This is a genomic window from Neomelitea salexigens DSM 19753 (assembly GCF_000422345.1).
GTDB classification, from domain to species: Bacteria; Pseudomonadota; Gammaproteobacteria; order Pseudomonadales; family Spongiibacteraceae; genus Spongiibacter; species Spongiibacter marinus_A.
In genome coordinates this window covers 172,094-196,082 of the sequence record NZ_AULP01000005.1, presented here as the reverse complement: position 1 = coordinate 196,082, position 23,989 = coordinate 172,094, and the positions used below count along the sequence as shown (strand labels likewise).

Here is a 23,989-nt window from a genome sequence, read left to right as displayed (position 1 = left end):
TCAGTGTGAGTGGGCCAGGGTGTCGGTGCGACGTTGCCGCGCCAGGGCCCAGTCGATATGTTCAGCGGCCATGGGTTCTGCCTGTGGCCGCTGTTTTTTTAGGCCGTCCACAATGTCGGGGTTGAACGGCGCGTTGCCAAGGCCGACGGCGAGGTTGCGCAGCCAGCGTTGGTAACCGATGCGCCGTATCGGAGAGCCCGCTGTGCGATTCAGAAACTCCTCTTCGGTCCAAAGAAACAGGTCGAGCAACTCGCGGTCATCTAATTGATGGCGAGGGGCGAAGTCCGGCTCGCTGGTTGGCTGGGAAAATTTATTCCACGGGCACACCAATTGGCAGTCGTCGCAGCCGAAGACGCGGTTGCCCATCGCGGGTCGCAAATCCTCTGGAATGGCACCCTTTAACTCGATGGTGAGGTAGGAAATACAGCGCCTAGCATCGACTTGATAAGGGGCGACGATGGCCTGTGTTGGGCAGTCGTCCAAGCAGGCTCGGCAGCTGCCGCAGTGACCGGTTTCCTGCGGCGGGTCAATGGGAAGGGCGAGATCTGTGTAGATTTCCCCCAGAAAGAACCACGAACCTGCCCGTGGATTAATAAGCATTGTGTTCTTGCCGATCCACCCCAGGCCGGCCTGCTCAGCGAAGCCGCGTTCCAACACCGGCGCACTATCGACGAAGGCCCGCTGTTGCTGCCCTCCTAAGCGATCAGCGAGCTGTGCCAGTCGTTTGCGGATCAGCTTGTGATAGTCGCGGCCCAGCGCGTAGCGAGAAATATAGGCCTTGTCGGCTTGCTTGAGTATTTGCAGTGCATCGCTGGCCTCCGGTCGGTAATCCATGCGCGCACTGATAACGCGCAGTGTGCCGGGCAGCAGGGATTCAGGATTGCGGCGCAGGGATTCCCGCTCTGCCATGTAGTGCATCTCACCGTGAAAGCCCTTCGCTAGCCACTGCGTCAGCCGCTCAGCGTGGTGTGAGGGCTCCGCCGGGCCAATGCCGATGTGGGCAAACCCCAGCTCCTTCCCCCACTGTTTTAGCTGTGTGGCGAGGTCGGCCAGGGCCTCTGGGCTGAGTACTTTGCTCATAGGCTGCCTGCAAAATGGATGCGCGCTATCATGGAAGGATATTCTACACGCCTGGGAGCGGGAAATGGATCGATCAATGCGTGCGGCGGCTGGGTCTTTGGCCCTGTACACAGCGGAGCAGGTGCAGGAGTTTGATCGAAAAGCGATCGCGGCAGGTACGCCGGGCTTTGAATTGATGCACCGAGCCGGGGCGGCAGCGTTCGCCTGTTTGCAGCAGCGCTGGCCTCAGCATAGTCCTATTGATATTTTTTGTGGTGGCGGTAATAACGGTGGCGATGGCTATATTGTGGCCGCATTGGCGGCCCAGTCGGGGATGGCGGTGCGCTGTTGGGCCTTTAGCGAAACCTCGCGGGGAGACGCCAATATTGCCAGGGAGTTGGCCTGCGACTCCGGGGTGAGTGTACAGCTGTGGGACGGGCAGTCGCCTGCGTCCGGTGCGGTGGTTGTGGACGCCTTGCTCGGTACTGGATTTTCAGGGCCGCTGCGGGGGCTGTACAAGCGCGCAATCGAGGTGATTAATGCCGCTGACTGCCCCGTGCTGGCAATAGACGCGCCCTCGGGCATGAATTGCGATACCGGGATGCACGAAGGTTTAGCGATTAGGGCGTCGCTAACGCTGAGTTTTATCGCCTGGAAGCAGGGCTTGTTTACCGGGCTGGCCAGTCAGCATTGCGGCGAGTTGCGTCTCGATGGACTCGGCATTGAGCCGCGTATATTCGAGCACACAGAGCCGTCGGCGTGGCGCACAGATGTTGATGCCGAGTTGCGCCAGTGGGGGCGGCGCCCTGTCGCGGCGCACAAGGGAATGTATGGCCATGTCTTAGTTGCGGGTGGCGACTACGGCACAGCTGGGGCTGTGGTATTGGCCGCCTCCGCGGCGGCGCGCTGCGGCGCGGGGCTGGTCTCTTGTGTAACGCGACCAGAGCATGTGGCGCCGCTGTTGTCGCAGCGCCCAGAGGTAATGGTCTACCCGGGAGCAGACGCACAGGCGTGGGCGGGGGCATTAGAGCGAGCCTCGGTGCTCGCTGTTGGGCCGGGTCTTGGGCAGCAGGTGTGGGGTAAGGCATTGCTCGACGATTGTCTGCAAGCGCAGTCCCCGTTATTGCTTGATGCCGATGCGCTCAATATCCTCGCTGCCAACTCCGCCAGCTTTGACGAGCAATGCGCTCAGCAGCCAGATAGAATTCGCGTCATGACACCTCACCCAGGGGAGGCGGCGCGGCTGCTGAAATGTTCTGTTGCTGAGGTACAGGCAGACCGGTTTGGCAGCTGCAAAGCCCTGGCCCAGCGCTACCGGGCGGTCGTGTTGTTGAAGGGGGCGGGCACGGTCATTAGTGAGGGCGCGACCTGCTGGGTGAATGAAGGGGGAAACCCCGGAATGGCCAGCGGTGGAATGGGGGATGTATTGAGCGGTATGATCGCGGCCCTGCTCGCCCAGCACCTCGATGCCGTTACTGCTTGCCGGCTTGCGGCGGCGTTGCATTGCCGCGCTGCCGATCGAGCGGCACAACACGGTGAGCGAGGCTTGCTGGCGATGGACTTGGTGGGGCAATTGCGCGGAGTGATGAATGGACATTGAAATTCAGCTGGCAAACGAAGCTGAAACCGTTGCCGCGGGCAAACGATTGGGTCGCTGCCTGGAAATGGCAACGGTCGTTTATCTCGATGGTGATCTAGGCGCGGGTAAAACCACCTTTTGCCGGGGTGTCCTGCATGTCTATGGGCACACCGGGGCCGTGAAGAGCCCCACCTATACGCTGGTTGAGCCCTACGAGCTTGCCACTGTCACGGTTTATCACTTTGATCTATACCGTTTAGGTGACCCAGAAGAGCTGGAGTATATGGGACTTCGAGACTATTTTTCCGACGACAGCATCGCGTTAATTGAATGGCCAGAGCGCGGTGCCGGTGTTTTGCCAAGCCCGGATATACAGGTTAACATCGAGCAGCAGGGAGTCGGTCGCCGCCTTGTTGTGCAAGCTCTCAGTGAGCGTGGTCGTCGTATCGTTACGCAGATAAAAGCGCTATGAAACCCATCCATATTGTTGTTCTGTTCTGGACTATGCTGGTCACCACGCTGAGCAGTGCAGCAGAGGTGCGCGACGTTCGCTTTTGGCGGGCGCCGGATCATAGTCGAGTGGTTTTCGATCTGTCTGCCCCCGTTAGCCATGAAGTCATTTCCCTCGATAAGCCCGACCGACTGGTTGTCGATCTTTCTAAGGCGCAGTTCAGTGTGGACGGCGCTATTCCCGAATTCGAAAACAGCCCCATCGTGCGCTTGCGTCACGCGGAGAAGCCAGATGGCAAGCTGCGGGTGGTGTTTGACCTGAGTAAAAGTGTGCAGGTCCGCAGTTTTTTGCTGCCCGCCAGCGCGGGTCAAAGTGACCGCTTGGTTGTCGATTTTCTCGATCAGCAGCGCGGCACTGAGCCTAAGGTAGTCAAAAGCGTTGAGCAAAGCTCCCAACGCGATGTGGTCATTGCCATTGATGCCGGGCACGGCGGCGAAGATCCGGGCGCCATTGGGCCGGGCAGGCTGCAGGAAAAGGATGTGGTTTTCCGCATCGCCAAGAAGCTTGAAGCCAAGTTTAAAAGCAAGCGCGGTTATCGCGTGGTGATGATTCGTGACGGCGACTACTATGTGGGCCTGGCGAAGCGGCGTCAGCTTGCGCGCAAGGCGCAGGCGGATTTCTTTGTGTCGATTCACGCCGACGCGTTTACCCATTCCAGCGCCAACGGCAGTTCGGTGTATGCCCTATCCAAGCGCGGGGCTACCAGTGCATCGGCGCGAATCCTCGCCAAGCGTGAGAACCAGGCTGACTTGGTGGGCGGAGTCAGTTTGTCTGACAAAGACCATGTGCTGGCCGGCGTGCTCACCGATCTGTCGATGACCGCCACCCTCGATGCGAGCCTGAGTGTTGGCGCGCAACTCTTGGGCGAAATGGGTAAAATTTCCCGGCTGCATAGCAAGCGCGTTGAGCAGGCGGGTTTCGCCGTGCTGAAGTCCCCTGATATTCCGTCCTTGCTCGTTGAAACCGGGTTTATTTCCAACCCCGGTGAGGCGCGCAAGCTCAAGACCAGTCGCTACCAGAATCAAATGGCGCAAGCGATATTCGAAGGCATCGACCGTTATTTTCGCGAGAGCCCGCCGCCCGATACCTACTTTGCTGCGGTGAAGCGTGGCGATGCCGCCAAGCCTAAAGGGGCGAGAGAATACGTGATTGCCAGCGGCGACACACTGTCGGCAATTGGCGCGCGTCACAACATTAGCGTTGCTGACCTCCAGCGTCACAACGGTTTATCCGGCAGCAGTATTCGCGTCGGTCAAAAAATCCAAATACCAGCGACAAAATGACCCATATCAGATTGCTCGACCCTCGCCTGGCAAACCAAATTGCCGCCGGCGAGGTGGTAGAACGCCCAGCCTCCGTTGTAAAAGAATTGGTGGAAAACAGCCTCGATGCTGGTGCGCGCCGTATCGACCTTGAGGTTGAAGATGGCGGCGTTAAGCTTATTCGTGTTCGCGATGACGGTAGCGGTATCGCGAAAGACGATCTGCCGTTGGCGCTCAGTCGCCACGCCACCAGTAAAATAGCGGAATTAAGCGACCTTGAGTCTGTGGCGAGCCTGGGGTTTCGCGGCGAGGCTTTGGCGAGTATCAGCTCGGTGTCGCGGCTATGCCTTAGCAGTGCCACAGAGGACGCCGAGAGCGCCTGGGCGGCGCGATCGGAAGGGCGTGATATGAGCGCGGTGCTCGAGCCGGTGGCCCACCCGCGCGGCACCACCGTTGAAGTGCGCGATTTATTTTTCAATACGCCCGCGCGGCGCAAATTCCTGCGCACCGAAAAGACGGAATTCGGACACCTGGATGAGGTGATGAAGCGGCAGGCGCTGGGGCGCTTTGACGTGGGCTTTTCGCTGCGCCACAACGGCAGGGCCGTTCACAGTTTAAAGCCGGCCGCCAGCCAGCTCGAACAAGAGCGCCGTTTGGCGGCAGTCTGTGGCCCAGCGTTTATGGAGAATGCGCTGTTCATCGACCGCTCTGCGATCGGCTTGCGCCTGTGGGGCTGGGTGGCCTTGCCGGGGTTTTCGCGCAGTCAGGCGGACTTGCAACACTTTTACGTAAACGGTCGCTATATTCGCGATCGTCTGGTCGCCCACGCGGTGCGTCAGGCCTATCGCGACGTGTTGTTTCACGGTCGCCACCCTGCTTTTGTGCTCTACCTCGAGCTCGATCCCGCGTTGGTCGATGTCAACGTACACCCCACTAAGCACGAGGTGCGCTTTCGCGACGGGCGCAGTGTTCACGACTTCATTTTTCGAACCTTACATAAAACCCTCGCCGATGTGCGCCCGGATACCGTGGCGCAAAATGCCGCGCTGCCGGCCAATACTGCCGAACCCCTGCGGGATATGCCCCAGCAGCAGTCGGCGATGCCTTTGCGCGATGCGGAGGGCAGTGCGCCTTCAACAGCGCCGAACCCGCCAATGCACAGTGGAGGTTATCAAAGCCAAAATGCCTTTGCGCCGGGCAGGGTTGCAGATCAGGTGCCGGCCTACCAGCGCTTACAAGAACCCATGGCAGAGAGCCAGGATGCTGAAATTCCGCCTCTGGGCTACGCTTTGGCTCAGCTAAAGGGGGTGTATATCCTGGCCGAAAACGCCGAGGGCATGGTATTGGTGGACATGCATGCGGCGCATGAGCGCATTACCTACGAGCGCATGAAAGCAGCCCGAGAAGGGGAGGGCCTGCGCAGTCAGCCGCTGTTGGTGCCGCAGAGCTTGGCGGTCAGTGAGCGCGAGGCCGACTGCGCGGAACAGCACGCGGCAGTTTTTTCCGAACTTGGCTTGTCGGTGGAGCGGGCGTCGGCAGAGTCTCTGGTGGTCAGGGAGTTGCCGGTAATGCTGGCAAACAGTCAGGTGGAGCAGCTGGTGAGGGATGTGATTGCCGACCTGTTGGAGTATGGCAGCTCTGACCGCATTGCCGCCCATATCAATGAGATCCTTTCAACCATGGCCTGTCACGGCTCTGTGCGCGCGAATCGCCGCCTAACCATTCCGGAAATGAACGCCCTGCTTCGCGATATGGAAGCCACCGAGCGCAGTGGGCAGTGCAATCATGGGCGTCCCACTTGGGTGCAGGTAGGCTTGGCTGAACTCGACAAGTGGTTTCTGCGTGGCCGTTGATCATTTACCGCCGGCCTTGTGTTTGATGGGGCCGACCGCCTCCGGTAAAACCGACCTGGCAATGGCGCTGTGCGACGAGTTGCCCTGCGAGTTAATCAGTGTGGACTCGGCATTGGTTTATCGCGGCTTGGACATTGGCAGCGCTAAGCCTAGTGCCGATGAGTTGTCCAGATACCCCCATGCCCTCATTGATATCTGCGAGCCCAGTCACGCCTATTCAGCGGCGGAGTTTCGGCGCGATGCATTGCGCGAAATGCAGCGAATACAGGATAGCGGGCGCATCCCCCTGTTGGTGGGGGGGACCATGTTGTACTTCAAGGCCTTGCTCGAAGGGCTCGCCGATATGCCCGCGGCAGACGCCGCGGTGCGCGCCGAGATAGCGCTGATGGCCGAGGAGGGAGGGTGGCCGGCCGTGCACGCCGAGCTAGCGAGAATCGACCCAGAAAGCGCTGCCCTTATTCATCCCAATCACAGTCAGCGCCTTAGCCGGGCTCTGGAGGTGTATCGCGTCAGCGGGGTCACGATGACCGAGTGGCGCGCACGCCAACAGGCGGTCGCCCTGCCCTGGCATTGTCATCAATTTGCCATCGCGCCATCCGATCGACTCGAGCTGCACCGCCGTATAGAACTGCGGTTGCAGCACATGTTCGAGCACGGTTTTGTCGATGAGGTACGGGCCTTAATGGCGCGCGGCGACCTGACAGAGGATTTGCCTGCTATGCGCGCGGTGGGCTATCGGCAGGTATGGCAGTATTTACGCGGTGATTTTGACCTTGATACGGCCTTTGAAAAGGCGCTAATCGCGACCCGTCAGTTGGCGAAACGTCAAATGACCTGGCTGCGGGCGTGGCCGGAGCTGTGTTGGCTCGACACAAATGCGAGCAGAGGCCAGCAATTAAAAACGGTTATAAGCGCGCTCGGCAATGCTTTAAGCGATTGACTTGCGGTATACTGCCAACTAATTACTTTGATGCGCGAACTTGTTCTATCCTAAGTAGTCAACAACTTGCATCTTCTCTCGATTTTATTGGCCCACGTTGGGCGACAAGGAGGCTTACCATGTCAAAAGGGCATAGCTTACAAGACCCTTACCTGAATATTCTTCGCAAGGAACGGATCCCTGTATCCATTTACCTGGTAAATGGTATTAAGCTGCAGGGGCAGATTGAGTCCTTTGATCAGTTTGTTGTCTTGCTGAAGAATACCGTAAGCCAGATGGTCTACAAGCACGCGATTTCCACAGTCGTGCCCTCTCGCGTTGTTCGCCTGCCGATGGCTCACCCGCCAGAAGACGACGAGCAAGAAAGCGAATAATTCGCGCGGTATTATTGAGGTTCATTCTTGCTTTTTGAACGTCCCAATTCAGGTGAGCGGGCAATACTTGTTCACCTGAACCTTAATAGTGAGGATGAGCGCGAAGACGCCGACGAATTTGTTCAGCTCGTTACCTCGGCGGGCGGGGACCCCGTTGCGTTCATTACTGGGCAGCGTCAGCACCCCGACCCCCGATCTTTCGTGGGTTCGGGAAAGCTCGCGGAAATTCGCCAAGCCCTGCAAGATCACGACGGCGAACTAGTGCTGTTTAACCACGCGCTGTCCCCCAGTCAAGAACGCAATATCGAGGGTGAACTCCAGTGTCGCGTTCTCGACCGCACCGGTCTAATTCTGGATATTTTCGCTCAGCGAGCCCGTACCCACGAGGGTAAACTCCAGGTCGAACTCGCTCAGCTCGAGCACATGTCTACTCGCCTGATTCGTGGTTGGACTCACCTTGAGCGGCAGAAGGGCGGTATCGGTCTGCGCGGCCCGGGTGAAACCCAGCTCGAAACCGACCGACGCTTACTGCGTGCACGTATCAAAAGTATTCAATCGCGCTTATCGAAGGTTCGGCGTCAGCGAGACCAAGCGCGCCGGGCGCGGCAGCGCGCCGATATCCCTGCGGTGTCCCTCGTTGGCTATACCAATGCTGGCAAGTCCACTTTGTTCAATGTGCTCACTGAGTCGAAGGTCTACGCCGCTGACCAATTGTTTGCCACCCTGGACCCTACGCTGCGTCGCATTCAAGTCGACGATGTCGGGCCGGTGGTGTTGGCGGATACGGTAGGCTTCATCCGTCACTTGCCACATAAGCTGGTGGAGGCTTTTCGCGCAACGCTGGAAGAGGCGACGCTCGCGGATTTGTTGGTTCATGTGGTCGATTGTGCAGATCCGGAGCGTAGTGACAATGTCCGACAAGTAAAGAATGTATTGGAAGAGATTGGTGCCGACAGCATTCCTGTGCTGGAGGTCTATAACAAAACCGATCTACTGGGTACAACGCCGCGTATCGAAAGAAACGAGCACGGTGAAGTGATACGGGTGTGGTTGTCGGCACAGCGCCAGCAGGGGCTGGGGCTATTGGGTGACGCACTAGCAGAAATCCTCAGTGGCGATATCGTGGAGCCAGAGCTTGTGCTTAATGCCAGCGACGGCCGTTTGCGCGCCAGGCTCTATCAACTCAATGCGATTCAGTCTGAGCAGCTCGATGAAGCTGGGCGCTTTCACTTGAAATTGCGCTTACCGTCGGTCGATTGGCAGCGTTTTTTGGCCGCTGAGTCGCTAAGCGAGGCATCGCTTAACATCCAGCACAGCAGTGACGAAATGTCGCCTACACGGCGTTAGCAGGGCAGGGTAAATCTGCTAGACTGCCCCTCTAATCAACAGCTTGGCGTCTTAATCTGCCATTGGCTTTCTTCGGAAAGCGGGCAATGACATACCGACAGGAGATAACTATGGCCTGGAATGAACCGGGTGGTGGTCGCGATAACGACCCTTGGGGTGGCAAAAATCAAGGGCCGCCGGACTTAGATGAGGCGCTGAAAAAGTTGCAAGAGCGACTCAACAGCCTCTTCGGTGGCGGCAGCGGTGGCCAAGGCGGAAATGGCGGCGGTGTAAAGCTGGGGATGGGCAGCATTGGCGCGCTGGCATTATTGGCGGTAGCAGTCTGGGGCTTGTTCGGCTTTTATCAGGTAGACCAGCAAGAGCGTGCCGTGGTATTACGGTTAGGGGTTTACCAGCAAACGGTAATGCCGGGTTTGCGCTGGGCGCCACCGATCATCGACGACGTGAACATTATTAACGTCACCAAGGTTCGGGCAGCCGCGAGTCGCGGTCAAATGCTGACCGAGGATGAAAACATCGTCGATATCTCTGTTTCTGTGCAGTACACCGTATCTGACCCTGCTAACTTTTTGCTGAAAGTGAAACGCCCAGAATTGAGCTTGGAGCACGCGCTGGAAAGTGCCCTCCGCCACGTGGTGGGTAGCTCGAAGATGGATCAGGTGATCACCGAAGGCCGTGAGCAAGTGGCGGTAGATACTCAGGCACGCTTGCAAGATTATTTGGTTGCCTATCAAAGTGGCATCCAAGTCGCGAAGGTCAATATTGAAGATGCGCAGCCACCATCGCAGGTGCAGGATGCATTTGATGATGTGACCCGGGCGAAGGAAGACCGTGAGCGTTTGAAAAACGAGGCAGAAGCTTACGCCAACGGAATTATTCCTGAGGCTCGTGGTGCTGCTCAGCGCCAACTCGAAGAAGCTCAGGCATATAAAGAACAAGTTATTGCCAAGGCGGAAGGTGAGGCCCAGCGCTTTAGCGAGCTGGTTGCCGAGTACAAAAAGTCGCCGAGAGTCACTCGTGAGCGCCTCTACATCGACGCATTGCAAGAGTTGTATGCTGACTCAAGCAAGGTGATGGTCGATGTCGAAGGTGGCAATAACATGATGTATTTGCCGTTGGACAAGATTGTTAATCAGCGCTCAACATCACGCCCCACGCGTGACCAAGAGGTGGATATTCGCCAGCTTACTGACAAGGTTGTCGAGCAGTTGCGCCGTGACAGTCAGTTCAGTCGCCGGGAGGGTCGTTAATCATGTCTAATCGTCAATTTACGGTATTACTATTGGCGCTGGCAGTACTGGTTGTCGGCTACAACTCGCTATTTATCGTTAAAGAAACCGAGCGGGCAGTAATGCTCAAGTTTGGTGAAATCGTCGACCCAGATGTTGCCGTCGGGCTGGGAGTGAAAACGCCATTTGTGCATGTAGTGCGCAAATTCGAGCGTCGGATCTTAACCCTGGATGCGCCGACACAGCGCTTCCTCACCAACGAGAAAAAACCGTTGGATGTCGATTTTTATGCCAAGTGGCGTGTTGCGGACACTGAAACGTTTTACACCGCGACCAACGGCGAGGAAATTCGTGCGGAGGGCTTGTTAGCTCAGCGCATTAATACCGGCCTGCGGAACAAATTCGGTGAGCGCACCTTCCACGAGGTGGTGTCCGGTGAGCGCGATCTACTGATGACGGATCTGACCAGTGAGCTGAACAAGATCACCATGGCTGAATTTGGTATCGAGCTGGTTGATGTCCGGGTGAAGCGTATCGACCTGCCTTCACAGGTGAGTCAGTCAGTGTTTGACCGGATGAAGTCTGAGCGTGAGCGCGAGGCGCGTGAGCACCGCTCTACCGGTCGTGAGTTGGCCGAGAAAATTCGCGCAACGGCGGACCGCCAGCGCACGATCATTGCTGCCAACGCCTACCGCGATGCTGAAGTGATTCGCGGTGAGGGTGATGCGCAAGCCGCAAAGATCTACTCGTCAGCGTATAATGCTGATCCTGAGTTCTACGCCTTCGTCCGCAGCCTCACGGCGTACAAGGAGTCCTTCTCTGGTGATGGCGATCTGCTGGTGCTGGACAGCGACAGCGAGTTCTTCCGTTATTTGAAAAAGGGCAGCGTAAAGTAATGTGACTAATTGGCAGCGGCGCGTCGAAAGCGTCCTGCCAATGCCGCCATCGGCGGTGATTGTGGTATCATCCGCGAATCCGGGCAGGGGACATGCAAGCAGCACGTCTCCTGGCGCGGATTTTTTGTTTTTAGCGGGTGGGATCAATGTGGCAGGAATTGGCAGTGGCCCTCAGCTTAGTGCTGATCATTGAAGGTATTTTGCCCTTTCTGAGTCCTGACCGCTGGCGCATGCTGGCCTATCGGATGGCTGATTTAGATAGTCGTTCTGTTAGGTGGGTGGGTCTGCTGAGTATGGTGAGTGGCCTGCTAATGCTGAGCGTCTTGCGCTGACTTCAAGAGATTGTGGATTTATGACCCTGGTTGATCGTTGGCTGCTCCCAGACGGAGTGGAAGAACTGCTGCCTGAACAGGCTCAGCAGGTAGAGAGCCTGCGCCGTAAACTGCTAGACCTCTATCAGCGTTGGGGTTACGAATTGATCGTGCCGCCCATGCTGGAATACACGGAATCCTTGCTGGTTGGTTTGGGCAGCGACATTGACCTGATGACCTTCCGGGTCACCGATCAGCTGACCGGTCGGCTGATGGGGCTGCGCGCAGATATTACCCCCCAGGCGGCGCGTATTGATGCCCACAGCTTAAAGCGTGAAGGCCCGGTGCGCCTTTGCTATGCCGGCAGCGTGCTGCATACCCGTCCCAAAAAGCCACTCGCCTCGCGCTCGCCGATTCAGCTCGGTGCCGAGTTATACGGCGACAATAGCCAGGCCAGTGACCTGGAAATTATTTGTCTGATGCTGGAAACGCTGCGTGTTGCCGGCCTCAGTGAATTGACCTTAGATATCGGTCACGTGGCGGTCTATCAGGCGGTGGTCGATGCCGCGGGCCTCAGCGACGAGCAAGAGCAGCGCTATTTCGACATATTGCAGCGCAAGGCCGTTGCCGAATTAGGGGCCTTTATAGACGAACTGGCGGTTGATGGCGAAACGGCCAGGCAGCTGAGTGGCCTCAATGCCCTGCACGGTGGCGACGATGTGTTGCAACGCGGCCTTGAACTATTCGCCGATATTCCGGCAGCGGTTGATGCCATCCACGCTTTGCAGTCGTTGCAGCAGCGCCTCACTGAGCGCATGCCGTCCCTCAAATTCTACTTTGACTTGGCCGAACTCCGCGGTTTCCACTATCACACCGGCTTGGTGTTTTCGGCGCTGGTGAGTGAGCACGGACAGGCGCTGGCCTCCGGCGGTCGCTATGACGATATTGGCAAGGTATTTGGTCGCGCACGCTCGGCTATCGGTTTTAGTCTTGATCTAAAAGCCTTGCTGTCACTGGTTGCGGCACCAGCTGAAGTGAAGGGGATTTTCGCGGCGCACAGCGACTCGGCTGAGCAGTGGCAAGCAATACAGCAGCTGCGAGACGCGGGCGAAAAGGTCGTCGCGGGCTTGCCGGGGCAGCAGCCCAGCGAAGCGTGTGATCGCCAATTAATTGAACAGAACGGCCAGTGGCAAGTACAGCCACTGGGTTAAGTCACAACCTGTTATCCAGAGATGCGGATATGAGTAAGAATGTAGTGGTATTGGGCACCCAGTGGGGTGATGAAGGCAAAGGCAAGATCGTCGATCTGCTGACGGATCAGGCCAATGCGGTCGCCCGGTTTCAGGGTGGCCATAACGCCGGCCATACTCTGGTTATTGACGGTGAGAAAACCGTTCTTCACTTGATTCCATCAGGTATCTTGCGCGAAGGCGTCACCTGCCTGATTGGCAACGGTGTGGTGCTGTCGCCAGAAGCCCTGCTCAAAGAAATGGCCGAGCTCGAAGAGCGCGGCGTACCCGTGCGCGAGCGCCTGCGCTTGAGTCCTGCTTGTCCGTTGATTCTTCCCTACCACATCGCCTTGGATAAGGCCCGTGAGATAGCACGTGGCGCTGCCAAAATTGGCACGACCGGCCGCGGTATCGGTCCCGCTTACGAAGATAAAGTGGCGCGCCGGGGCTTGCGCCTGGGTGATGTGTTTAATGCCGAGCGCTTTGCCGAAAAGCTGAAAGAAGTCATGGAGTATCACAACTTTACTCTGACGCAGTACTACAAGGCAGAAGCGGTTGATTACCAAAAAACCTTGGATGAAGCCCTGCAAATGGCTGAGCAGCTTCGCCCGATGGTTGTCGATGTTACCAGTGCCTTGCACGCCTACCGCGAAGAGGGTGCCAACATCTTGTTCGAAGGTGCTCAGGGATCATTGCTGGATATTGATCACGGTACCTACCCCTTTGTCACCTCATCCAATACCACCGCGGGTGGCACGGCGACCGGTAGTGGTTTTGGTCCGCTGTACTTGGACTACGTGCTGGGTATCACCAAGGCCTATACCACGCGTGTGGGCAGTGGTCCGTTCCCGACGGAGTTGTCCGACAACGTGGGTGAGCACCTGGCCAAGCAAGGGCATGAATTTGGTGCAACCACCGGTCGTGCCCGCCGCTGCGGTTGGTTTGATGCGGTCGCCCTGCGTCAATCAGTGCGCATCAACAGTGTAACCGGCTTGTGCCTGACTAAGCTGGATGTGCTGGATGGCTTGGATACCGTGAAGGTATGCGTGGATTATCGCAATGCTGCGGGCGAGTCGATTTCTGCGCCATTTGACTGTGAAGACTACGATCAAATCACGCCAGTGTATGAAGAACTGCCGGGATGGTCTGAGTCGACAGTGGGTGCCAAGTCGCTGGATGAGCTACCCGACAATGCCCGCGCCTATATCAAGCGCATTGAAGCGTTGTTGAATGTGCCCATCGATATCGTTTCCACCGGCCCAGATCGCGTTGAAACCATCGTACTGCGCCACCCCTTCGCCTAAGCAAGCGGTGGTGGTCTTCGGCTTCATAGCCAAGACCGCGCGATAAAAAAAGGCCATGCATTGCTGCATGGCCTTTTTTGTTTTCGGGGTTGTTAACTTAGAACGCCCACTGAGTGCGGATGGCAAAGCTGTCGATGTTGTCGGCCAGCTCGCCTTTATCGTTTTGGATCGCACCACCGTCGAGATCGTAGCTGCGGCTGTAGTCAAACAGCACGCGCATATTGCGGCTCAGATACCAGTTCAAGCCCAGGGTAAAGCGCTTGGCTTTGCCGCCGCTGATATTGTCATCTTCCAGGTCAATTTGGTCAAAGCGGGCGGCGACTTCCAGTGCGCCCCAATCGCCGGTGCTGGCATTGAATGGCGTGTTCACGTTGAAGTACTTAAATTCGCCTTCAGACGCTTTGTAGCGGCGCTGTCCGCCAAAGATGCTGTAGCCGAGCTGCACGTAGTGCGCGGAAAAGCTCAGGTCGTCGCCACTGTCGCGGCTAACATTGTTCGCTGCAATCTCGCTTTGTACCGACCAGGCACCGTGCATGGCGGCAAATTCGAAAACGCCTACCTCGACCTTATCCATATCGGCAACGCTGGCGTTAACGGGCTTAAGGTCAGAGAAGTTAGTGGTTTTATATGAGAACGAGGGGCTCTTGCCATTCGCCAAACCGTCGTCGCTGGTTTTGCGCAGGCCATAAGATGCACCCACGTGGACAACGGTATTGTCATTCAGAACCGGGGCGAAGCTGGCGCGCGCGCCGAAACCGTGGCCTTCATCGGCATCATTATTAGAAATGCCGTCGCCGAACAAACCGGCTTTAGCGTGCCAGTTGCTGCCACCGCTGGCTGCTGTGATGCCAATGGCGCGGTCAAAGTAGGGCGTGGTGAGTGCAGCAACCAGTGAGCGCTCGGTGAACATTATGTCGTTAGAGCTTTCTTCTACTTCCATGCTGACCGCATGCTTTTGGTTACCGACCGTCAGTGTGATCGGGGCAGAGGTCAGTTTGTAACTCAGGTTGGCGTCTTTAACGCTGACCTTGTTGCCCGCGAAGTCACTTTCCAATACGTACTTCCAGCGACCGTTCAGTTTGCCTTTAGCGTAGAGACGAGCGCGGCGGATTTGTGTGCCGTCAATTGCATCTTCCTGGTTGGCGAACGCTTCGTGGTCGTGTGTGGCGTAGTCGGCGTGCAGGCGACCGCCAATTTGTATGCTGGCTTGCTTGTCCGCACTTTCAATCTTCAGGCCTTTGCTGCCCATGCTGACGGTCGCTTGCTGTTGTGCGCGTCGCGCTTGTTCGGCCTGCAGTGATTGCGCTTCCTCGGCACTGATAATGCTTTTTTCTTGTAGAAGCTTCAGTAGGGCGGAGTCCTGCTGGTTATCGGCGAAGGCGTGGCTGGTTGCAAGGCAGGCGGCAATTGATGCGCTGCATGCTAAAGAAGAGATCGTTTTCATTGTTTAGGCACCCAAAATGAAAGAAGTGGCACTTATGTTACAAACCGGCGACAAGTGTATTTCTGTTTTATGACATTTTTATGACTTACAGGTGGCATTACTCCCTGTTTTTTACCAGGCAGGGGCTCGCTGAGCCCCTGCGTTGTTCTCTAAGGCCTTGTTATTCAAATACAAATTAGCTTTTTATGGCGGCTTTGTCTAAAAAATAAGCAAAAAACACCGGCTGAAACATTTTCGTCATAGTTTATTCACTGAGTTGTCACTTTGCCTGCCTAACATACGCCTCAACGACAACAAGCTATGCCCTATTTAAAAGGTTCCGGAGATAAGTTCCCATGAAAAAGCTTTTCGCAATGACAGCAATGGCCTCAGCGATGGCGCTGGTAGGCTGTGGTGGCGGCGGTGATATTAATATCAACGCCCAAAACAACTCTGTAGACAACAGCACCGGGAATGGTGGTGGTACGCCTTCCAATGCCTGTGCGTCTTACAGCGATAACGGCGTAACCCAGCAAGGCAGCCTGGACGGTGTGAACTGCATCTACGGTCCTGACTTCGTTAGCCTGACCAACCCGATCGAAACGCCTGCCGGCAACCCGGTTGTATTTGCCAAGCTGAGCAACGGCGGTGTGCACATCTTCCGCGATAGCCTGGTAGTGGGTAAAAACTACGATAACGATGCAGACTTGAATGCAGCAGGCATCACCAAAGGTGGTGACGGTGCAAGCATTCAAATCGAAGCGGGCACTACCTTGGCCTTCCAGTCTAGCGACGATTACATGGTAATTAACCGCGGTTCGCAAATCATCGCAGAAGGCGAGATGAACGCGCCCATCACTATCACGTCAGTGTCAGATGCTGTGGAAGATTCCGTTGACCCTGAGGACGTACAGCAGTGGGGCGGTTTGATCATTAACGGCTTCGGTGTCACCAATAAGTGTTCTTACACCGGCTCTTTTGCGAACAACAACTTGGCGACCAGTGACTGTCACGTTGCTGCAGAAGGTAAAGCGGGCGCTGGCCAAACGCATTACGGCGGTGACAACAACGAAGATAGCTCGGGTACGCTGGAATACTTCATTGTTAAGCACACCGGTTTCGAAGTTGAGGAAGACAACGAGCTGAACGGTATTTCTTTCAACGCTGTTGGATCGGGCACCACGGTTGATTATCTGCAAGCCTACTCAACTTACGACGACGGCATCGAGTTCTTCGGTGGTGCGGTAAACGTGGGTCACTACATCGGCATGTACGTGCGTGACGACTCTATCGATATCGATGAAGGCTACCGCGGCACGATCGACTACGCACTGGTTATTCAGTCTGAGAACGATGGCAACCGCTGTGTAGAGTCTGACGGTATCGGCAGCTACTCAAGCAAAGACCAGGCAACCATTGATGACTTCATCGCTCGCGGTTTGAACTCGCAAGCAACCATCAAGAACCTGACTTGTATCGTATCCGCGACAGAGGTGAGTGGTCAGCCAAACGGTACTGGTACTCATGATCCCGGTCAGGGCATGCGTATTCGTGAAGCGCATTTCCCAACTATCCAAAATGCCTTGATTACCACCGCTTACAAAGGCGATGTGAAGCTGGCGGATGACGACTACAACTACTGTGTACGCATCGATAACGAAGGCCTGAAAGCGGCTCAAGATGGCGATCTGAAAATTGAGAGCAGCATCATTGCTTGTCAGGACATGACTGATGGCAACGATCTGCCCAACGGCACCACTCAGCTGCAGTTCTTGCAGGCCAGCAACGACACTTACCAGTCGCTGGAAGCGGGTGAAGATCCCACTGCCGATGCGAATGCCAATCTGGAAATCCTGAAAGGCTTCTACTCGCTGCCACTGGCCGACATGAAAGTGAATGGTGCTGCCCCAACAGTAACACCTGCTGACGGTCGTGCCTTCATCGGCGCAGTCACCGAAGACGATGACTGGACTGCGGGTTGGGCCTACGGCTTGGACCCCGCTAACCGCGGCCAAGGCCTGTGGTTCGAATAAGCGAACGCAGAGTCTAACGCCAGAGCCGTAAAACAGAGGGCGCCTTACGGCGCCTTTTCTGTTGAAGACAGGTCAAATACGAGTAGGTCTTTACTGATGAAAAAGCAGATGATTAAAAAAGGGTTGCTGCCGGCATTTAGCCTGAGCGCTCTTAGCCTCGCCGTCTCGGCGGTGGCGCAAGAGGCCGACAGCGACCTCAGTTTTAACAAGCCCTTGGAAGAAGTGGTTGTTGTTGGTCGCCTGAAGAGCACCGCCGAAAACCTGGTGATTGAACGGCTGGAGCAAGAAGTCGCGGTGGATTTTCTCGGGGCTGAGGCGATTGGTCGTATCGGTGATTCAACCGTTGCTGCCGCGCTGCGCCGCGTGCCCGGTGTTACCTTAATTGATGACAAGTTTGTTTTTGTCCGCGGTTTGGGTGAGCGCTACTCAAGCACCTTGTTAAACGGTGCAGTGGTTCCCTCTCCGGACCTGACGCGCAGTGTTATTCCGCTGGATATTTTCCCAACATCCATCGTTGAGAGTCTGGCGGTTCAGAAGGTGCATTCTTCTGATATGCCGGCCGCTTTTGGTGGTGGTAATGTGGACATCCGCACCAAAGGTATTCCCAGCGATCTGGTGTTTAGCCTTGAGATTGGTACTGACTACAACAGCGCCTCTGACGGCCGGCTGCTGACCTACAAAGGCGGCAGTGATGATATTTATGGCAACGACGATGGTACGCGAGCGCTTTCTTACAAGCTCAAGCAAGCACTGCGTCAATACGGCGGCAGCCTTGATCGCAACGATATTCTCGCCGATATGCGCCAGTCAAACCCCAATGCCACACTGGCTGATGCTGAACAGCTCAACCGTGAGTTGGCGTTGAATCTGTATCGCAATATCGATATTTACGAAACCGATGACGACGATAACTTCTCTGCTGAAGTTAACGCCGGTAACCGTTTCTATCTTGGCGACGCAGAAGAGATTGAGTTTGGCGTGTTGGCCGGGCTGTCCTATGACCGCAGCTGGCGCAATAAGTCGTCAGAAGTGCGCTCAGTATCCGACGAGGACGAAGCCGAGTTCAAAAACGAGACAACGCAGAACACATCGATTGCCGCCAACCTGAATTTTGGTTTGCGCTTGAACGAAGATCACTCGCTGGAAACAACCAGCCTTTATCTTCGCAACACCGATGACAAAACCTCAGTCACCGATAGTTATGACAACGATCAGCCTGTGGGCGGGGATATCTCGGACCGTCAGTTCAGAATTCGTTTTGAACAGCGCGAGCTGGTGGTGAATCAAATTCGCGGCGAGCACACCTTCGGTGAGTTGAGCCGCGAGCAGTTGGGCTGGGATCAATTGGCCTTTGCAGAAGGTTTGAAATTCAACTGGTTCTATTCCGACAGTGAATCGACGACTGAGATTCCCAACGAAGTTGCGGTGCAGGCGCGTCATGTAGAAGGCCCGAATGGCAGCACCACCGTTGCCGCAAACGCGACGGCTGCCGACTACCGATTTACCGACCTTCAGGATGAAGTTGAGAGCTACGGTTGGGAAGTGAAAATGCCGTTTTCAACAATGGACTGGAAGGTTGAGCTGAGCGGCGGTAACGAGTACTGGGAAAAGGCGCGTACGTACCAGCAAACGCAGTTTGGCTTGGGGGCGGTAAACGCTCCAGACTCGGTGCGCAGTGGCCCACTGGATCGCGTCTACAGCGATGCGAATATTCTCGATCCCAGCAATGGCTATCAAATTCAGGTGGCTGGCAGTAACTCCGAAAGTTACATTGCCGCCAACCGCGTTGATGCCTACTACGGTAAGCTCGATGTTACCTGGCAGGACACCTGGCGCGTTGTTGCCGGTTTGCGCTATGAAGACTATCAGCAGGTGGGTTTGACCTGGGACCCGCTCGACTTTGACGGTATTCCGGTCGTGAGCAATGAGTCCGGTGGTCAGCAGGCGATCATCGACGAGCTCGAAAATGCCGTCTTTACCGACGACGATACCTTCGCCTCGCTCGCGGCAACGTACATGCTGCCCGGCTTCTGGGCCGAGGACTTCCAGCTGCGCTTTGGCTACAGTGAAACGACGGTTCGCCCGGATCTGCGTGAAATTGCTGACTCCAGCTACGTGGACCCAGTGACTGGCGCGCTGGTGTTTGGTAACCCCGATGTTCGCCCGGCGCAGTTTAAAAACTACGACCTGCGTGCCGAGTGGTTCTTCAGCAACAGCGACAGCTTCACCGCATCGTTGTTCTACAAGGACATCAGTGACCCGATAGAGTTGTTCCAAGCTGCGGCAGGGGACACCAACACCGCTGTTGAAATCGTCAATGCTGACAGCGCGACGATTTTGGGTGCAGAAGTTGAGTTTATGAAGAGCCTCGGTGACTTTTCCGATGCGCTTATCCCCTTCTTCCTTCAGGGTAACTTGACTCTGCTGGATACCGAGCTGGTTGCCGGCAGCAATGCCGATGCGCCCACCAATGCTAAGCGCGATCTGGTTGGTGCCTCAGACTATGCGGCGAACTTGATTCTCGGTTTTGACTCGGCAGACGAAATGCACGCGGCAACACTGTCTTACAATGTGTTTGGCGAGCGCCTTTACTTTGCCGGCCGCAATGGTGAGCCCGACGCATTTGAGCAGCCTTTCCACTCATTGGATGCCACGTATTCGTTCTACCCGAACCAGTCCGTTATCGTGAAGGTGAAGGTGAAAAATATTCTGGATGAAGAGCTGGAAATCGAGCGCGACGGCAAGACCACGTTCCGCGAGGAAGTGGGTACGACCTTTAGTGCTAGCATTGAATATGAATTCTAAATAAAGTCAGTAACCTTATTAAGGCGCCCTTGTGGCGCCTTTTTTATGCCCGGAATTTTTTATACGGTATTAATACGCGACCCGCTGATGCCCGACTATTTACCCTGCTTGAGTTTGGCGTGAGCGGCCTTTAGGCCGTATTCGTGGTACTTGTCGGTATTGCCTTGGCTGCGAAAAATAACGGCCGCAAACTGGTAAAAGCGATACTCGTTTTTGTCCAGTCGAATGGCGCGTTTGATGGAATTCAGCGCTTGGGAATAGTCGCCTCTTTCAAAGGCAGCGCGGGAGCGGCTGTAGTGCCAGAAAGGGTTGTCGCGCTGTCGAGATTCAATGACTTGCTCAAGTTGCTTAGCGCGATCCTTGCGGCCACTGCTGCGGTACAGGCGGGCTAAGTTGGAGAGTGATGCGGACTCCTCCGGGTCCAGACTCAGCGCCTTTAGAAAGGCAAGTTCGGCTTCGTCGTTATGCCCTTCTCTGCGAAACAGAACACCCAGGTTGCCCCAGATATAGGCTTCTTCAGGGCCGAGGTACAGCGCCCTGCGCAGGTAGAGATAGGCGTCGCCGTAATTTTTGCTGTTCAGTGCGCCAACGCCCAGGTTGCTGTAATACTGCGCGGCGGCGATATCGTCGCTAACTCGCTTTTGCGGATAGCGATAGTCGTAAATATCTACGCTGAAGTCGATAACTTCGCGCTGGCCATTGCCGAGGTCGACAACGGCATTGATGTGTTTATAAATCGCTGAACTGCTGTTACTCAGCATTTCCCAGCTTGGCGGCACGCTGACTTCATTAAAATAGACATCCAGCTTTGCTTCTCGCGCCAGCGCTATAAACAATAAACTCAGCGACAAGCAGTCGCCCTGTGGGTCGTCAAAGGTGTCCGCGGCACTTTGGGTAATACCCGGTTGGTAGCGAATGCCCAATTGCTGGGGCCGCACCATGGCATCGACTAAATAGCGCAGTCTGGCGCGCGGGGTGAGTACCGGCGGTACATGCTCGTTGACGAAGTAACGCATCTCTGCGGTCACCGCGAGAATGTGTTGGTCCGGGGTGTTGAGGGGCGCAGGTTGCCGGTTAAACAGCGCCTCTTGGTGCAGCAGCTGTGCCACCGCATCGCTATCCGGGGCAGCAATAAATTGCTCGAGTTGCGTAGGCTGTGTGCTGCAGGCGCTGCTCAAGAGCAATGTGGCGCTCAGTATTATTGTTTTTGCCGGGTGCTTCATTCCAGTGACTTGCCTATACCACTAAAGGCCGCGTCGGCGGCTGTTACGTTTCACAGTAACGCCGATCGCGGCAGTCAGCAAGGCGCTTAGTATTGCGAGGCGGGCAGGCGTACTTCCATTCCTTCTAGGTCGTCGCGCACCTCAATTTGGCAGCTTAAGCGGCTGCCCTCTTCGGGCTCGAGTACGCCGTCGAGAATGCCTTGTTCCATATCATCGGCTGCGGGCAGTTTGCTGCGCCAGGGTTCGTCAATGTAACAGTGGCAGGTTGCGCAGCTGCACGAGCCGCCGCACTCGGCCAGAATGTCATCAATACCGCCGTCGAGTGCGGCTTGCATCAGGCTGTGACCGCTCTCGGCCTCGACTTCGCGGGCCTCGCCGTTGTGAGAGATAAAAGTGATTAGCGGCATAAAATGCTCCAGTGGGTTATTTGTGTCGTCTGCTGTTGGGGGCAGGTGGCGCAATTTTACCCTCTAGAAGGGGCGATGCCAGTCTTGAATGGAAATGTTGTCAATTGTGATGCTATTGGGCGATGTGTGTCGCTTGCTGCATGGCTATATTGCCTGTTGCATAAGCTGGGAGTGGGGAAATACGGTGCATAAAGACAAACACGAGCTAAGCCTGGCTGACCGACTGGCGCTACATGAACTGCCAGGGCGGTACGGCGACGCAGTGGACGATCGGGATTGGGCGCAAATGGATTCCATCTTCACCAAGGACGCAGTATTTGAAGTGCGCGGCCTGGTGACGTTGCGAGGTGTTGCAGAGATAAAGCGTTATATGGCGGAGGAGGGGCGGCATCCACTCGCCCACTTGATGTGTAACATCCATGCCCGGGAAGACGGTGATGGCGCGCGGCTATTTTTTCGCATTATTGCGCCGGTGCCGCGCGAGGATAAAAGTCGCGATGGCTACTGTATGCACTTCGGCTCTTATTATGACTGGCTGGTGAAAACCGCACAGGGATGGCGGGTAAGGCACCGAATTTTCTCGGCGAAACGACTAACAGAGTATGAGGAGGCCCGAAGTGAGTGAGATAAAAGTAGCGCTGGTCACAGGGGCGAGTCGCGGCGCTGGCGCGGGCATCGCTCGTGCGCTGGGTGCTCACGGTATGACGGTTTATGTTACCGGTCGCACCGTTGAGCCCGGCGATGCTAAAGCCTGGGATGGCTCGGTATTGCCCGGCACCGTTGCGGAAACTGCTGCTGCGGTAACGGCTGCGGGTGGCAAAGGTATTGCCGTGTTATGCGATCACAGTGACGACGAACGCGTGGCCGCGGTGTTTGAACAAATTCGCCGTGAGCAAGGGCGGCTTGACCTACTGGTCAATAACGCGACCTATATGCACCCGCAGCTCATTGAGCAGAAACCCTTTTGGCAAAAAGACATCTCGGCCTGCGAGATACTCAACGTAGGATTGCGCTCGGCCTATATTGCCAGCTGGCATGCAGCGCAGATGATGGTGGAGCAGGGGCGAGGCCTTATCGCTTTTGGCTCATCATTTGGTGCCTCCTGTTATATGCACGGCCCCGCCTATGGCGCGCAGAAAGCCGGGCTGGATAAGTTTGCCCACGATATGGCCGTAGACTTGCGGGGTTCGGGAGTGAATACTCTGTCGGTGTGGATGGGGCCGCTCAAAACTGAGCGCGCCGCTGTTGCCAGCAAGGTCAATCCAGCGCAATACGAAGCCTTCAGCAAAACTGCCGAGAGCCCGGAGTTTACCGGTCGCATTCTCTATGCCTTGGCCGCCAGCAACCAAGCAGAGGCCTTGAGTGGCCACACCGTGATCGGGGCAGAGTTGGCGCGGAAACTTGGCGTAACCGACGAGGGCAACGTCCGCCCCTCCTACCGGGAGACTTTAGGCGAGCCGCCGAAACCCAATCCGGCTGTGGTGTATTAGGATAGTGGCGTTATTCCTTACCGATAATTATGAATTTTAATTTTTAGCCGAGGGAGGTGCATGGTGAAAATATACAGGTGTGGAAATAAAAGTATTGGGCTATGCACCCTTCATTCCGTTTTTTGGGTAGAAGGCCCAACAGCGACGGCGTCAATCTAGACCTCTGGGATTATTTATTTATGGGGTGGGAATAAATGAGAGCTCTCAATGAGCGCGAGCAGCTTGCTGTACCGCTTTGGACATCACTTTTGCCATTATTTTTTCGATCAAATGATATAGAGGTTGTATTGCTCGGGGGTATATTTTTAATGGCGCTCTACTCAAAATATTACTTTCCTGGCAGGAAGCCGAAGCTGGTGGCATTTTTGTCGGTATTTTTACTGGCTGTCTATGGGATCTATTCGTGCTCGATTGGCTATTGCTACGGGAAGTATGAGTCATTGGTCTCAATGAGGCCATTTGATGTTATTTATTTGATATATGGTTTCTAATTGCGCTTATATGTCCGTTAAATATGAGGCGCTGGCAGATAGCGGGAAGCTGGCAGAGTGATTTCGGACCTTAGTCAATAGAGTGACTAATGCATAATTAATGAAGTCATGACAAAAAAAGGGGCCAAATAAATACACGAGGTTGGAGTTATTGATTTTATGAAGCCTTACTTCAATAGCTCCCGCTATAGTCTCCACCGATAATGGCTTTGCCGGCCACGAA

Annotated in this window: 20 protein-coding genes; 16 read left to right on the top strand and 4 right to left on the bottom strand. The window is 55.8% G+C overall.

The window, feature by feature from the left end; genetic code table 11:
* Positions 1-1,080 carry a tRNA epoxyqueuosine(34) reductase QueG gene (queG, locus tag H573_RS17750; RefSeq protein WP_036256376.1) on the bottom strand — a complete coding sequence of 360 codons (1,080 nt, stop codon included), beginning with the start codon at positions 1,078-1,080 and terminating at the stop codon, positions 1-3.
* A gap of 64 nt (positions 1,081-1,144) precedes the next feature.
* On the opposite strand from queG, the gene H573_RS0109865 reads away from it, so the two are divergent.
* The 12 genes from H573_RS0109865 to H573_RS0109810 all read left to right on the top strand — a co-directional run bounded on the left by H573_RS0109865 (position 1,145) and on the right by H573_RS0109810 (position 13,894).
* Positions 1,145-2,659, top strand: coding sequence for a bifunctional ADP-dependent NAD(P)H-hydrate dehydratase/NAD(P)H-hydrate epimerase (locus tag H573_RS0109865; protein WP_051171182.1), 1,515 nt, complete (start codon positions 1,145-1,147; stop codon positions 2,657-2,659).
* The gene (gene tsaE / locus H573_RS0109860; RefSeq protein ID WP_027874126.1) at positions 2,649-3,110 is read left to right on the top strand and encodes a tRNA (adenosine(37)-N6)-threonylcarbamoyltransferase complex ATPase subunit type 1 TsaE; all 462 of its coding nucleotides are present in this window, start codon (positions 2,649-2,651) and stop codon (positions 3,108-3,110) included. The genes H573_RS0109865 and tsaE overlap by 11 nt, the downstream gene beginning before the upstream one ends.
* On the top strand, positions 3,107-4,432 hold the full coding sequence (locus tag H573_RS19845) for an N-acetylmuramoyl-L-alanine amidase (RefSeq protein WP_036256374.1): 1,326 nt from the start codon (positions 3,107-3,109) through the stop codon (positions 4,430-4,432). Before tsaE ends, H573_RS19845 begins: the two co-directional genes overlap by 4 nt.
* Complete coding sequence (gene mutL, locus H573_RS0109850; RefSeq protein WP_027874124.1) at positions 4,429-6,264, top strand: DNA mismatch repair endonuclease MutL; 1,836 nt, start codon at positions 4,429-4,431, stop codon at positions 6,262-6,264. Before H573_RS19845 ends, mutL begins: the two co-directional genes overlap by 4 nt.
* Before the next feature lie 25 nt (positions 6,265-6,289).
* A complete protein-coding gene (miaA, locus tag H573_RS0109845; protein ID WP_036256467.1) occupies positions 6,290-7,204 on the top strand; it encodes a tRNA (adenosine(37)-N6)-dimethylallyltransferase MiaA in 915 nt (304 codons plus the stop codon).
* A gap of 119 nt (positions 7,205-7,323) precedes the next feature.
* Positions 7,324-7,578 carry an RNA chaperone Hfq gene (gene hfq / locus H573_RS0109840; protein ID WP_027874122.1) on the top strand — a complete coding sequence of 85 codons (255 nt, stop codon included), beginning with the start codon at positions 7,324-7,326 and terminating at the stop codon, positions 7,576-7,578.
* Positions 7,579-7,605: 27 nt separating this feature from the next.
* Positions 7,606-8,925, top strand: a complete 1,320-nt coding sequence (hflX, locus tag H573_RS17745) for a ribosome rescue GTPase HflX (protein ID WP_051171181.1) — start codon at positions 7,606-7,608, stop codon at positions 8,923-8,925.
* Positions 8,926-9,035: 110 nt separating this feature from the next.
* Positions 9,036-10,175, top strand: a complete 1,140-nt coding sequence (gene hflK, locus H573_RS0109830; protein ID WP_027874121.1) for an FtsH protease activity modulator HflK — start codon at positions 9,036-9,038, stop codon at positions 10,173-10,175.
* Positions 10,176-10,177: 2 nt separating this feature from the next.
* Positions 10,178-11,050 carry a protease modulator HflC gene (gene hflC, locus H573_RS0109825; protein WP_027874120.1) on the top strand — a complete coding sequence of 291 codons (873 nt, stop codon included), beginning with the start codon at positions 10,178-10,180 and terminating at the stop codon, positions 11,048-11,050.
* A gap of 164 nt (positions 11,051-11,214) precedes the next feature.
* On the top strand, positions 11,215-11,382 hold the full coding sequence (locus H573_RS0109820) for a DUF2065 domain-containing protein (RefSeq protein ID WP_307682185.1): 168 nt from the start codon (positions 11,215-11,217) through the stop codon (positions 11,380-11,382).
* A 20-nt stretch (positions 11,383-11,402) separates the two neighbouring features.
* Positions 11,403-12,572 (top strand): ATP phosphoribosyltransferase regulatory subunit, encoded by a 1,170-nt coding sequence (locus H573_RS0109815; RefSeq protein ID WP_027874118.1) that lies wholly within the window; start codon positions 11,403-11,405, stop codon positions 12,570-12,572.
* Between the two features lie 29 nt (positions 12,573-12,601).
* Complete coding sequence (locus H573_RS0109810) at positions 12,602-13,894, top strand: adenylosuccinate synthase (RefSeq protein WP_027874117.1); 1,293 nt, start codon at positions 12,602-12,604, stop codon at positions 13,892-13,894.
* A gap of 97 nt (positions 13,895-13,991) precedes the next feature.
* Here H573_RS0109810 and H573_RS0109805 read toward each other — a convergent pair whose 3' ends face one another.
* Entirely contained in the window at positions 13,992-15,338 is a 1,347-nt protein-coding gene (locus tag H573_RS0109805; RefSeq protein WP_027874116.1) for an OprO/OprP family phosphate-selective porin, read from the bottom strand.
* Between the two features lie 335 nt (positions 15,339-15,673).
* On the opposite strand from H573_RS0109805, the gene H573_RS0109800 reads away from it, so the two are divergent.
* Together H573_RS0109800 and H573_RS0109795 are read left to right on the top strand one after the other, a co-directional pair.
* Complete coding sequence (locus H573_RS0109800; protein ID WP_027874115.1) at positions 15,674-17,350, top strand: hypothetical protein; 1,677 nt, start codon at positions 15,674-15,676, stop codon at positions 17,348-17,350.
* A 96-nt stretch (positions 17,351-17,446) separates the two neighbouring features.
* The gene (locus H573_RS0109795) at positions 17,447-20,155 is read left to right on the top strand and encodes a TonB-dependent receptor domain-containing protein (RefSeq protein WP_051171180.1); all 2,709 of its coding nucleotides are present in this window, start codon (positions 17,447-17,449) and stop codon (positions 20,153-20,155) included.
* Between the two features lie 95 nt (positions 20,156-20,250).
* Here H573_RS0109795 and H573_RS0109790 read toward each other — a convergent pair whose 3' ends face one another.
* Entirely contained in the window at positions 20,251-21,378 is a 1,128-nt protein-coding gene (locus tag H573_RS0109790; RefSeq protein ID WP_027874113.1) for a tetratricopeptide repeat protein, read from the bottom strand.
* 86 nt (positions 21,379-21,464) lie between these two features.
* A complete protein-coding gene (locus H573_RS0109785) occupies positions 21,465-21,785 on the bottom strand; it encodes a 2Fe-2S iron-sulfur cluster-binding protein (RefSeq protein WP_027874112.1) in 321 nt (106 codons plus the stop codon).
* 88 nt (positions 21,786-21,873) lie between these two features.
* Between H573_RS0109785 and H573_RS19020 the strand changes: the two genes are divergently transcribed.
* Complete coding sequence (locus H573_RS19020) at positions 21,874-22,410, top strand: nuclear transport factor 2 family protein (RefSeq protein WP_051171179.1); 537 nt, start codon at positions 21,874-21,876, stop codon at positions 22,408-22,410.
* Positions 22,403-23,275 carry an SDR family NAD(P)-dependent oxidoreductase gene (locus H573_RS0109775; protein ID WP_027874111.1) on the top strand — a complete coding sequence of 291 codons (873 nt, stop codon included), beginning with the start codon at positions 22,403-22,405 and terminating at the stop codon, positions 23,273-23,275. The genes H573_RS19020 and H573_RS0109775 overlap by 8 nt, the downstream gene beginning before the upstream one ends.
* Positions 23,276-23,989: the final 714 nt, after the last annotated feature.

Excerpts from the sequence above, each read along its gene's own strand:
- queG (WP_036256376.1), bottom strand. The coding sequence starts at position 1,080 with ATGAGCAAAGTACTCAGCCCAGAGGCCCTGGCCGACCTCGCCACACAG.
- H573_RS0109865 (WP_051171182.1), top strand. The coding sequence starts at position 1,145 with ATGGATCGATCAATGCGTGCGGCGGCTGGGTCTTTGGCCCTGTACACA.
- tsaE (WP_027874126.1), top strand. The coding sequence starts at position 2,649 with ATGGACATTGAAATTCAGCTGGCAAACGAAGCTGAAACCGTTGCCGCG.
- H573_RS19845 (WP_036256374.1), top strand. The coding sequence starts at position 3,107 with ATGAAACCCATCCATATTGTTGTTCTGTTCTGGACTATGCTGGTCACC.
- mutL (WP_027874124.1), top strand. The coding sequence starts at position 4,429 with ATGACCCATATCAGATTGCTCGACCCTCGCCTGGCAAACCAAATTGCC.
- miaA (WP_036256467.1), top strand. The coding sequence starts at position 6,290 with ATGGGGCCGACCGCCTCCGGTAAAACCGACCTGGCAATGGCGCTGTGC.
- hfq (WP_027874122.1), top strand. The coding sequence starts at position 7,324 with ATGTCAAAAGGGCATAGCTTACAAGACCCTTACCTGAATATTCTTCGC.
- hflK (WP_027874121.1), top strand. The coding sequence starts at position 9,036 with ATGGCCTGGAATGAACCGGGTGGTGGTCGCGATAACGACCCTTGGGGT.
- hflC (WP_027874120.1), top strand. The coding sequence starts at position 10,178 with ATGTCTAATCGTCAATTTACGGTATTACTATTGGCGCTGGCAGTACTG.
- H573_RS0109815 (WP_027874118.1), top strand. The coding sequence starts at position 11,403 with ATGACCCTGGTTGATCGTTGGCTGCTCCCAGACGGAGTGGAAGAACTG.
- H573_RS0109810 (WP_027874117.1), top strand. The coding sequence starts at position 12,602 with ATGAGTAAGAATGTAGTGGTATTGGGCACCCAGTGGGGTGATGAAGGC.
- H573_RS0109805 (WP_027874116.1), bottom strand. The coding sequence starts at position 15,338 with ATGAAAACGATCTCTTCTTTAGCATGCAGCGCATCAATTGCCGCCTGC.
- H573_RS0109800 (WP_027874115.1), top strand. The coding sequence starts at position 15,674 with ATGAAAAAGCTTTTCGCAATGACAGCAATGGCCTCAGCGATGGCGCTG.
- H573_RS0109795 (WP_051171180.1), top strand. The coding sequence starts at position 17,447 with ATGAAAAAGCAGATGATTAAAAAAGGGTTGCTGCCGGCATTTAGCCTG.
- H573_RS0109790 (WP_027874113.1), bottom strand. The coding sequence starts at position 21,378 with ATGAAGCACCCGGCAAAAACAATAATACTGAGCGCCACATTGCTCTTG.
- H573_RS0109785 (WP_027874112.1), bottom strand. The coding sequence starts at position 21,785 with ATGCCGCTAATCACTTTTATCTCTCACAACGGCGAGGCCCGCGAAGTC.
- H573_RS19020 (WP_051171179.1), top strand. The coding sequence starts at position 21,874 with ATGGAAATGTTGTCAATTGTGATGCTATTGGGCGATGTGTGTCGCTTG.